Source organism: Kocuria subflava (genome assembly GCF_012163155.1).
Classification (GTDB): Bacteria; Actinomycetota; Actinomycetes; order Actinomycetales; family Micrococcaceae; genus Kocuria; species Kocuria subflava.
Genome location: NZ_JAAVUN010000042.1, coordinates 1 through 11,051 on the forward strand (window position 1 = coordinate 1; position 11,051 = coordinate 11,051).

An 11,051-nucleotide genomic window follows, 5' to 3' on the forward strand; every position below is an offset into this window, starting at 1 on the left:
GCGCCCTGCTCGCCGCCGGCGGACACCGGCCGTGGCGCAAGACCCCTACCCATGCTCATCTGTGAAGGGCCCTCATGACGCTGATTCGCCGCGTTCTGAGGGGATCACGGCGCCCGGGGTCGCGTCCTGAACGCCAGCCTATCGAGGATGTGCGCGGCCCGGTCGCGAAAAAATCGCCCCGTCTTCAAACCCGTTTGAGTGTCCCGAATCGCGCTGCGCTGGCCGAGGAATACGCCAAGGAAGTGCCGGTCGATGAACTGATGAGGCGGTTCGGGGTACATCGCACGACTGTGCACCGGCTCGCCGCTCAGGCAGGTGTCACGGTGCGTCGTCGTGGTCTGGACGAGCCCGGACGTCGGGAGGCGGCTCGGCTGTACGAGCAGGGCAGGACTCTCGAAGAAGTCGCGACCGAACTGGGGGTCGGCGATGAGACGGTGCGTTCTGCGGTCGTGGCCTGTGGCGGGAAAATCCGCTCCCGCGGTCGTCGGTCATCTGTCTAGTCGATCTCAAAGAATTGCTCGGCTGTCTCCCTATCGATGTCCCACTCCAGCGCCATCAGTCGCGCTACCGACACAGCTACCGTCAACTCCGTCTGATGACCTTGTGTCATCATCTGCAACAACTGACTAGCGATGTCCCCACCGGCACTTTCACCGGCCTCTTCGTCAAGCAACGCGTCGTTTAGGGAGTCAAGGAGCTGTGCGATCTGCTCCGTGATCGCATCCCTCGACGATTGCTCAAGTATCTGCCGTGACTGGATGAACTCGTGCTTCGCGTTTTCCACGACCTGATCGACGATGCCGTGCGAACGATGTGCCTCTGGCAGTGCCAGTACTCCAGAGGCGACTTGGAGCGATGCGATCGCTGCATCGAGTGCGTCTGTCAGTGGGGTCTCGTGCGCCTCAGCGAGAGAGCTTGTCCACTGGCCGAGGTCTCCCGCGGGGAGGAGCGATGAGATCAAACTCATGGCGAGCGGTGCAACTGGCTTTCCGTTACGGATCGGAACGATCGTGAACTTCTCTCCAGGCAGTCCCGCATCCTGGATTGCAGTGCTGATCTCTTCCAGCGCGTAGCTCCAGTCGATGAGCGACGAGACATCTACGGCTACGAGGCGCTCGGATACGAGCTGGTACTGGTCGTCCTTGGGCATGAGTACCCGAAACTGTTGACCGAGATCCTTGCCAACCTGCTCCAGTTGGGTCTTTCGCGCTTGCAACTGCCGTCGCGTAAGTCGCCTGGCAGCCTCGGCCGATCTGCGGAGTGCTCCCTGATGTCCTCCGGCGCGGGCTGCTCGTATGAGCCCGACGTTCGCTGACGAGTCTGCGGCCAGCGCGGCAACAACAGCGAGGATGTTATGCAGGTCGCTTTCAATGGACTTGAGACTCTCAGGGAAGGTGTCGTAGCCCAGCAAATGCCACGGCTCTTCTTGCGCGCGACGCAGTGATTTCGCGATCACCTGATCGCTCAGATGTGCGGCGATGGCTGCCGGATTATCCAGAGTCGTCAGTCGAGGAAATATGTTGCCGGTGAGGTCCGTGACCAGACCGGAGAGCGGATCTGTGATCACCGATCCAGATTCTTTGTCGCCATCGATGTTTATTACTCGTTCACGGCTGTTCAAGCGTGGCCCGATCTGTTTCGCTTGGTCGTCCAGCGAGTTGATCTGATCCGCGAGTTGATTGGTGTCGACGGATCGAACGTCTGCGGCAGCGAAAGTGTTACCGAGGATCGTAGTGAGTTGCGCCGTGGTATCCAACAAGGGCAGCGCGGCTGCGAGGCGTTCTGTGTCGGTGGCGCCAAGGACGGCGTTTGTCACCCGCATACGTTCCCGGTTCCATGCCACCTCCAGCTCGGAGTGGTCGTATTCTCGCCGAAGGTTTGTGGAACCTAGTTGGTGCTCGCCGATCTGATAGTCGTGGCCGCCTGGGAGTACTAGCTTGACGTCAACGTGTGTAGTTCTCGGAAAGCAGCGCAGGAGCAGCCTTCCGAGCGCGATCACTCGGTCGTGGGGGTCTCCGTGGACAGCATCAGAAAAATGGAGAGAGCGAGCGTACGCGACCGGCCCGTCAGCAGAATCGACAATCCGGAGTTCACTGATCCATGGATCATAGTCTCTGATCTTGGCCATCAAGGCGGCTTCGCCGCCAGAGGAAACTACGAATGTCTGCGCGAGACTTGGGTCGATTGAGTTGGCAGTGACCACGAGGTCTGCCACTTGTTCCACGGTTGCGCGCTGTACAGCTTCCAGGAGTGGGCTCGGGGTCGAGAATCTCGATTGACATTCGCTCGCTATCTCGGTCTCACCTCGTCCCAACTCAAATAGAAGCTCGGTCGCGACACGGAGGTCGTCCGTTGTAGCGAGTGCTTCAGCGAAACGCTGAGCACCCGCCGCGGAGATCACGGTTGATCCTCGCGCTGCCTCCGGCGCAGCCGTCATGTCCGACACTGCACGACCGACCTCGTCCGGGAAAAAGTCGGGAACGGCGGCGCCTGTAATGGCAAACAGTTGAGCAATGGGCTCGTGTGCTGGGGGGACGCCGCGCTGCTGAGCAATGCTGTTCCAGTTGAGTGCTCGCTCGTAGAAGTCGAACAGACGTAGCCCTCGAAGATACGCCGTCAGTTCGACGGCACCGTTTCGTTCGTCCAGTGCTGCGTCGTGGAACAACTGGTCTAACTCTGGTTCGTCTCGTAGGGCGTTCGGTATGAACCGCTTGATCTGTTCAGGTTCGAGGGCCGGAAGCAGTCGATTGATCGTGTGTTCGAGAGTGGGTGGAGGCTGGTCATGGATCGCATTTGAGATCGCGATCGATCGCAGTTGATGCACGCCCGAGATTGTTCCGTTGCGCTCGATCAGGAGATGTTCCTCCGCTAAACGCGCGATGGGTTCTCGGAGTTCAAGTTGCGATACTCCGCATGCCTCTGCGGCTCTGTTGACAGGAATGCTGGCGGACCATTGGTCAGCTGTCGCAGTCAGGCTCAGGAGGTTCAGCTCGACGTTCCGTCGCTCCGCGACTCGGCGACGAATCTGTTCTGTGACAACCGAACTGAGTCGTTGACCGCGCGTGAGCATGTGGGTGAACTCAAGAGTGAGGCCACCGGCCTGTTCGTATGCCTCTCTCCAGTAGGGAGAGTCGGTGGCATTTCGATCGCGGAGGCCGTTGAAAATCGCTTCGGCAGCATCTTCGTCCAGGGTTACGCCGATGGTGGTGCATCCCGATAGATCACCAAGCGATATGAGGTCCTCGTGTCGGGACGTGGAGATGCTGAAGAGCCCCGGCGTCGCTGCCACCTCTTCGCGCAGGACTGACCAACCTTCGAACAGTCCTGTGCCGGCCGCGTCGATGAGGAGGCCGATGGGGTTCGCGTCAGAGACTCGATGAGAGCGGCACAGCCGGAGTATTTCGGGTACGTCAGCGGGAGAAAGTCGATTCACGCGGAACCACAAGACGCCAGGGAGGGCCTGCGGGACTGACCAGAGTAGGGCGCTCTTCCCGACGCCGGATGGCCCAGTCAGGATGACGGACGATGTCTCTTGTATCCCGGTTACCGCTTCGCCGATCAAGTCTGCTCGCGGTACGACCAGACCCGCCGCGACATGCCCTGGCTGGGTCGCAACTCCTTCGTAGAAGCGCTCATCGTGCATGGGCTCAGCATGTGACAAAGGTGAGCACAGCCCCAGGGTGACTGCTGCTTCGAGCGCATCGAGGTCAACTTGCTCGATGAAGTGCTGGCAGCGCCGGGTTAACTCGCTTCGATCGAGAGACTGTCTGTGCGTGTACGCGGTCGGTGCGTTGAGCATGGCGATCTCCGCCGCCACAAGGCGGAGTTCGCGTGCAAGGTAGTTGAGTGCTGCTGGCTGCAACCTCTCGAAGGTTGCTCCAAGTAGTGTCCTGCTGTCTTTCTCGACTGCCGCCCACGAGGCTCCGTAGACGGTCGTCCCTTCGAGTAGCTCCTGTGTCTCACCTTCTTTGAGCCCTCGCTTGAGCGCCGTGGCGCTGATACTTAGTCGTAGTGGCGAATCCTGGCTGAGCGAGTTGCTGAGTGACGTGTCGAACCGTGAGATTCCAGTCTCACCCTCGATGCCGCGCTCGAACACGACGGTAAGGCTCTCCGACTTGCGGCCGCGTTCTCGGTGTCGGAGCCATGCATTCACGATATGACTACTCGCCGTTCCCATGGGGAAGAGACCAAGATGCTCTCCTCGTGACTTGATCTGAACATGCCGAGATGTCTCGGATTCGATGGTGACATCCTCGAATCCTTCGGGGACGAGACGCTGAGCGTGAAGATCGCCCGCAATCAGGCGAGCGGCAAGCCAGGCTGCCACAGTGTGTTGGAAGTCGAACCCCCTGCTGGCCCAAGCACCACTTCTCGTTCCGCTCCACTCATCGATGAGGCGGTCCGACGTATCCGGTTCGTCGGGCGGGTCGGAGCGTTGTGAGGGGACAGCAGGCTTCTGGCGGGGTCGCTGCCGCCTCTTCCCTCGCTTCGGGTTCCTACGTGCCACGAGCCAATTGTCTCAGGCCGCGCAGACTTTCGGACGGAAGCGATGACGCACCAGGTGCGTCGGCCCACGGTCGAGCGATCGATCCATCGCGGCGAACCCACCGATCAAGTGACTCCCGCTTGCTCGGGTGCGCCCTCCTTGATGGTCAGCTCTGCGTCACGGGCGGCGGCTCGTCGCTGGCGTCGACGTGCACCGGCCTCACGGAAGCGGGCTCGGGTGAGCCAAGCGACGCTGGTAGGCCCGAGCCAGAGCATCTTGAACCCGTTCCAGATCGTCAGGAGGACGAACAGGTGCAGCCAGCTTGGCGCACCCTGATCGATGAGTCCGGCGAGCCAGACGGCGGCGGCGGCGAAGTATGGGACGGCCAGCAGCATCGCTACTGGCCCCCACTTCATGCCGCGTCTGGCCCGTGGGCTGACCACTATCAGGAGGCGGAACATGTTCGGCTCCTCTCAATCGCACGTTTCACCTGAGGAGGCAGTGCGTTGAGAAGGGCCCGAGGTCGGGCCGACCGCGTGCGGCCGAGTGGTGAGGAAGAACCTGCCTCGCTTCTACGATACGCCTGAGTTTGGACGTGCGGAACTCTCGCGGTCGTTAACACACGGCACTACGACCCGCGCCTATCCCAGCGACGGACCCCCTGAGAGGACCCCGGGGGCATAGTTCACAAACAGACGTCAGGTTCGAGGCCGTTCTCATCAACTCGCAATTGCGGTGTCGGGTGTCCACGTGTGACGGATGACGCCCTCGTCTTCGTCCTTCGCACGTTCGCCAAGTTCGATGGTTATTAGCTCATCACCGTCATAGGCGGGGCTTAGTTCGAGAGAGAGGTAGTCGAATAGTTCCCGTTCGTGGACCGCGATAACGACTTGACGGCCGTGTTGTTTCGCCAGCACCCGGATGAGTCCGGCGAACTGGGCAACGTGTACTTCATCCATGGCCTGCACAGGGTCGTCGAATACCAAGCAAGGAACGACCGGTTGCACGGCGAGATGAAGCGCGAGGAAGAGAGATAGTGCTGCGGTGTTGAGGTTTCCAGCCGACAGCATCATCTGGGGGGGACCGCTGGCCGCGCCAGTACGGTGAGTTGTCTCCAGCTTGATGTCGAGTGCGGTCTTCGTGGCTGTCGGGATGCCGAATCTTGGGATGAATCCTTCGTTCGGCGCCAGCCTTGTGAAGACGCTTCTCCATACGTCGTTGAGGGATTCAGTGAAGACGCGTTGAACGATGGTAGTGCGCGCACGTGTTGCCGCTTCGTGCACCTCCCTTGCGACCGCTTGTCGACGCCTCGCTTCAGCCACCCGGCCGTCCCAATGGTTCTTACGCTCAACGAGGCTTGCGACACGTTGAACGACGACAGATTCGCGCTCGATAGCACTGCCGAGGCGGGCCGACTCGTTGGCCGCGCTCCGGTAGCGGGTGGCGGCACCCTGGATACGGACGACCTCGGCTTCTGCTCGCTCCAGGAGACTCCGCCATGCTCCGTCGAACGAGTCGGCCACGAGAGGAAGGTCAACGTGAAGGAGTGCAGCGTATCGGGAAAGCTCGGTCCTGATGTGGTGTGCTTCCGACGAAGCCGCTTCCAGGTTTTCGAGGGTCTGTTCAAGTTCGCGGACTCGTCGAGCGAGGTCCGCGCCACGAGTAACGGCGGATTCGACTTCGTCAATCTGTGCAGTCAGCTGGACGAGTGCCGCGCGGCGCTGCTGGAGAGTCTCCTCTTGGTCAGCAGGCAGGACGCGGCTCTGCAATTGGCTGTGGTCAGCCTCGGTGCGGCCGACCCGAGCCGCCAGCTCGTCGCGCTCGGTCCGCAAGTCGACCAGCTGCTGCCCGTGTGCCGTCAACTCAGAGAGCTTCAAGTCGATGTGGACCGGAAGGCTGTGAGTCTCAGCCTCCTCGTAATCGCGGTCACAAACCGGGCACACATTGCTGTCATCGACGATAGTGCGGAGCGCGGTGAGCCCTTCGACGAGAGCGCTTGAATACTCGTGAGCTTCGGCGAGACTGACCTCTAGCGAGTCCAACGTACGTCGGTCCGTGTCGAGTTGTGCTCGAACGGACTCGAGTTGGGCGCGAACTTTGGAGGCGGTGTCCAGGTCGCGGAGCACGAGATTTGTGGCCCGCTCGACGGCGAGGCGGGGCTCATTCGACAGCTCCAAACCCAAGGCCTGTGCCTCCGCCTCCCAGGCGCGGACCGTGGCACCTTCGGTGGCGTCCCACGTCTGCCGGTCGGCGGTGATAACTGCCAGCGCTGAGCGTACTTCCTCGATTCGTTGGGTCGAGGGACGCTCCGTCAGCGCTGAGATGCGGCCGCCTAGTGCGATGAGTTCCTGATGGAGTCTTGCCGCGTCGGCGGATGCAACCTGAGTGTCATCGTCGCTGAGTGCGGATTGGACGAACGCGACCAGATCAGAGTCATCCATGGCGTCGGGCGTGTCTGGATGAAGAGCCGAGATAGCTTGACGCGTCGCAGCGCGCGCTTGGGCAAGCTCCGAGCGGTTCTCGGCGAGGAGTTCGCTCTGCTCGGTGAGTTGAGCCGCGGTGGCTTTCGCCTTAGTTGCGGCGTCCTCGACACCGACGGCGAGCTTCTTGAGTAGACGGAGGTCGTTTGCATCACTGAGGCCAGCCCGAAGGGCGTCCAATTTCTCAAGGCCGAGTAGTTCGTTCACGAACTTCGCCAGCGCTGACTCTTCTTGGCCAACCCGAGTTTGGTAGAACTCCAGGAGGCGTCCCAAAGACGCCTGGTCCAAGTAGCAACGCTCGGCGTAGAATTTTGCGGCTTCTTCGTTGAGCGCGTGGGGCCCGTCTATGCGTGTGCCGCCAACCGTCAACGGGACGCCGGTGGACCCTGCCTGAAGGTATTCGGCGACGTCCGCCCGAACTGTGGCGTAAGCCTGACCAAAGTAGGGAAGGTGCGCGATGTAGCGATCGTCCTGACGCGCCATGCTTTGTACTGCGCCGGTGAGCGCAAGTTCCAGCGCAGACAAGACACTGGTCTTTCCTGTTCCGTTGGAACCGTGGATGAGTACGACGGGAGCATCGAAGGGCAGCACCCGCGTCCCCTCGATGGAGCGAAAGTCGGACAGCATGAGCGAACGGATTGGGAGGTCACGCATCGACATCATCCACATCGTCGTCCCAACCCGCCCCTTCGTTCACGAACCGGCGTAACGCCTCTCGGACAGCGTCAGGACCATCTGCTGAAGCATGCACAAGGGCAAGGTGATCGCTCGTCGTCTTGGCAGGGCCAAGGACAGCCATCACCTCATTGACAGGGTCACTGCCGTGCGCCAGTTCAGCTTCAGGCAACTTGAGGGGAAGTAGTACGGCGACCGCCTTCTCAATTTCGGCAAGATCAGGTGCGACAGAGCCGACGGGAAGAACGCGAGCGTAGCGTTCCAACTCAATCCGGTCCGAGGCTGCAACCTCATCCATGAGTACGAGGCTCACGGGACGGCGCGACGCCGCGAGGTCCAGGGATCGAGCCAGGCCGGCTACGAGACGCTGCAGACGCAGCCGGGGAACTCGGTCGGTCGCAACGAGAACTAGGTCATGTGAGGAATGCGTCCCGCGAGCTGCTGCATCGAAACCGAACTCTGTACCGGCGATCGTCAACGGCTCCGGCAGTCGTTCAAAACCGGCACCTTCAAGGACAGATAAAACGTCTTGAACGCTCGACATTAGAAACCTCCTGCCAGTTTGAAAGCCTCGAAAAGTTCGTCAGCAGAAGCCGTTTCGGCAGTGTTCGATGCAACGCTGAACCGGCCAGATCGCGTTTTGCCGTCGCGACCGTAACGCGACCGCGGCGACCGCGTCATTGTTGCTGGTTCTTCGTTGGCGATAATGACAAGCGCGCTCCCTCTGCTGTCGTCGAATGCTCCATCCAGTTCGAGGGCCGTCAATATCGCCGTGTCCTTTACGAAGAACACGGGTGTGTCTCGCTGATCTGTCGCGAGACGCAGCACTCCATTCGCGGGCGCGCTACTGTCGCCCGAGGCGATCGACCAGTGGCCCGACGCGTGACCGCGGCCGACTAATGCCAGCGCGATACTCAGCCAGCCGAACTCTTCCGTCGGAAAATCCGGGCTGTGGATCGCTTGAGTGACGGGTCTGTCAGAAAGTGGTTCGTAGCGACGGCCGCCTGCCGACGGAACATGACCCGTGCGGAAAACCGTCAGAACTAGGTGGATTACATCAATGAGCAAAGAGACGAATCGGCGCTGAAACTGCGAAATCTCAGAAGGTTCAAGCTCCTGGGCGTTGCGGGGGTCGGCATGGCTAGCTGCATAGTCGCGGAGGGAAAGGAGGCCATCCGCCAGAAGCTGGACATCGTGCTGACTCCACGTCGAATGAAGCGTCCTCTCCAAAAGGAATTCGAGTTTCCGAGTTAGAGACGATATAACAAGTGCGAGGAGCGTGGGCTTTCCGAACGAGCCCACAACGGCCGATTCAGATATCTCGGCGGCATGCCCGTCGTAGTCGGCACCGTAAGTGATTTCCAGAACGTGCGCGTGGTGCGGGAGCAAGCTCTCTTCACTGAGCACAACCGCTGGTGCTGCCTCGGGTGACCATGGACGATCCAAGTCCTCGACGGCCGTTCCAAAGACGTGATGCAGATTAGCGTCTTGCGCCGACAGGCCTAGCATGAGCGTCGGACGTTCCGTGTAGAGAGACTCCAACCGCTTCCGCATCGGCCGATTCTGCTGCTGCGTTGCCCACACGGAGATCTGTGACATGCGAGCGATGAGCATAGGCCGGTAGTTGACGTCTCCACGAGCCCGGACAGCGCAGCCGTGAAACTTCACCAATTCGACGGGCCGCTTAGGTAAATGGAAGTCCTCCGGTTTCACGATGACCCGGGCAACCGCACCGAAGGCGGGCATGAGGTCGCTGAGAGCCCTCTCTACTAGCCCATCCCAGTTCGCGGTCACCGCAGAGTCGACTAGTCCTTCGAGCATCAAGAGCGCGATGCAGTAATGCTCAACATCTGGTTCAATTCCGGGCGACCCGTAGGTTTCCGGGACGTCGAGGACGTCCCACACGAGGTAGTCCTTTGGTTTACCTTCAACGCGGACGTCGAGGACCTTTGAATAGTTTCCGGCCAAGACCGCCGTAATTCGTTCGCGGAGCGGCCAATCTGCGAACGGAACCGTATCGTCAACTTTCGCCTTTTCGTCCGCTGTCAGGTTTGCTAGCGCAAGCACTTGGTCGAACGCGGATCGGTACGCGCAAGAAGCATCGGTCGGGTCAATGCTGACACGCAATGACTCGATGACGTTCTCAAGAAGCGAGTAGACATTGGGTACTCTTTCCCGCGAAATGCCTGAGCCAAGCCACAACACGTACTGCCCATCCTCGAAAGCTGCGGCAAACTGCGACATCGCTGTGTCAAACCGGGCCAGGACGGCCGGCACAGTCCTCAGCGGTTCACCCGTCACGATATTGTCCTCCTAGAGCAGTCAGCGCACGCCAAGACCATCGAACGGCTGGCATGTCAGCGATCCAGGCCATTCTCCCATGGCCGGATCTGGGCCGTCTGGAACTTTCAGGGCACCGTCGGCACGCTCCAACGCAGCGTCCGCGACGGGCCTGCACCCCAGGGGATCTACAACTTGGGGGACTCTCTTCGAGGTTGAGGCCGTGGTTGCTCGCGTGACCCGCTGGACGCCGTCGCGCGAGCAGCGTGACCGAGCGCACGGTGGGCCCGCGCCGCGTCGATCTTCTGCGTTGCGCTTTCCGACGCCGAGCCAACGGCCGATGCACTGTTGATGCCGTACCGGTCGCGGTAGGCGGCAATTGTGCGGGCATGCCGTCGCCACGCCGCTGCCTCGCGCGGGTCGCGGGGTGGCTCACCGAGTGGTCTTGTCCAAGGTTCCCCGGCGGCGCGAGCGGCATCGAGCACCGCCGCGGCACGCGCCTCAATCAGCTCGCGCCGTTCATCGAGCGCATGCCGCATATCGTCGGCCATCGGACCGTCCGCTGACGGGATCAGGCCGGCGATCAGCCGCGGTGCCTTGCTGGTGCGGCCCGAGCCCGCCGGGCGGGCGGTGGCGCGGGCGACCCGGTAGTGCAGGACGGAGGCGATGTCGTCAGCATCGGTGAACCCTCGCGCGGCGACGAGCCGCGGGAGCAGGGTGTCGAGGTCGTGGTGGTTGGCCTCGGCGCGGCGCAGCTCGGCGGTGAGCGCGCCGAACGCTTCGGACTCGATCGCGGCGTCGGTTTGCTCGGCGGTGAGTCCGGAGTCCCGGATGAGGGTGGCCCAGCGGTCGCGTTGGGCGGCGGCAGCAATCGTCTCGTACTCGGCGGCGAGTTGGGCGATCGAGCCCCAGCGCTCCTGCTCGGCAGTGATGGTCTCGTGTGCGGACAGCTCGGCCCCGACGTGTTGCAGGACGCCATACAGGACGGATCGGCCGGTGGCGTCGAGGTTGTCCCCGGGATGGGGGCTAGCGTGGTCGTCGGGCCGGTCGAGGATCACGGGCTCTTCGCAGCTGAGAGGGTAGCTGCGGGGCGTGGGCCGGGCGCGTCGGTGCCGGGATAGACGCCGAGG

At 61.6% G+C, this 11,051-nt stretch carries 6 protein-coding genes and 1 pseudogene; 1 reads left to right on the forward strand and 6 read right to left on the reverse strand.

All coding sequences use genetic code 11. The annotated features are described in order from the left end of the window. Positions 1–74 precede the first annotated feature (74 nt). A complete protein-coding gene (locus GTW58_RS12430; RefSeq protein WP_232818135.1) occupies positions 75–500 on the forward strand; it encodes a hypothetical protein in 426 nt (141 codons plus the stop codon). Here the strand turns inward: GTW58_RS12430 and GTW58_RS12435 are convergent. From GTW58_RS12435 to GTW58_RS12460, 6 genes and pseudogenes are all read right to left on the reverse strand, one after another. Further along, entirely contained in the window at positions 497–4,327 is a 3,831-nt protein-coding gene (locus tag GTW58_RS12435) for an ATP-binding protein (RefSeq protein WP_157980598.1), read from the reverse strand. The two genes, GTW58_RS12430 and GTW58_RS12435, sit on opposite strands and share 4 nt — an antisense overlap. Positions 4,328–4,611: 284 nt before the next feature. Beyond that, positions 4,612–4,947, reverse strand: a complete 336-nt coding sequence (locus GTW58_RS12440; protein ID WP_119933762.1) for a sulfate permease — start codon at positions 4,945–4,947, stop codon at positions 4,612–4,614. A 258-nt stretch (positions 4,948–5,205) separates the two neighbouring features. Continuing rightward, on the reverse strand, positions 5,206–7,635 hold the full coding sequence (locus GTW58_RS12445) for an AAA family ATPase (RefSeq protein WP_119933761.1): 2,430 nt from the start codon (positions 7,633–7,635) through the stop codon (positions 5,206–5,208). Continuing rightward, on the reverse strand, positions 7,613–7,939 hold the full coding sequence (locus GTW58_RS12450; protein WP_157980597.1) for a hypothetical protein: 327 nt from the start codon (positions 7,937–7,939) through the stop codon (positions 7,613–7,615). The genes GTW58_RS12445 and GTW58_RS12450 overlap by 23 nt, the downstream gene beginning before the upstream one ends. A gap of 245 nt (positions 7,940–8,184) precedes the next feature. Next, a complete protein-coding gene (locus tag GTW58_RS12455; protein ID WP_119933759.1) occupies positions 8,185–9,942 on the reverse strand; it encodes an SIR2 family protein in 1,758 nt (585 codons plus the stop codon). Positions 9,943–10,109: 167 nt separating this feature from the next. Continuing rightward, a pseudogene (locus tag GTW58_RS12460) lies at positions 10,110–11,051 on the reverse strand (MobF family relaxase); the annotation flags it as partial.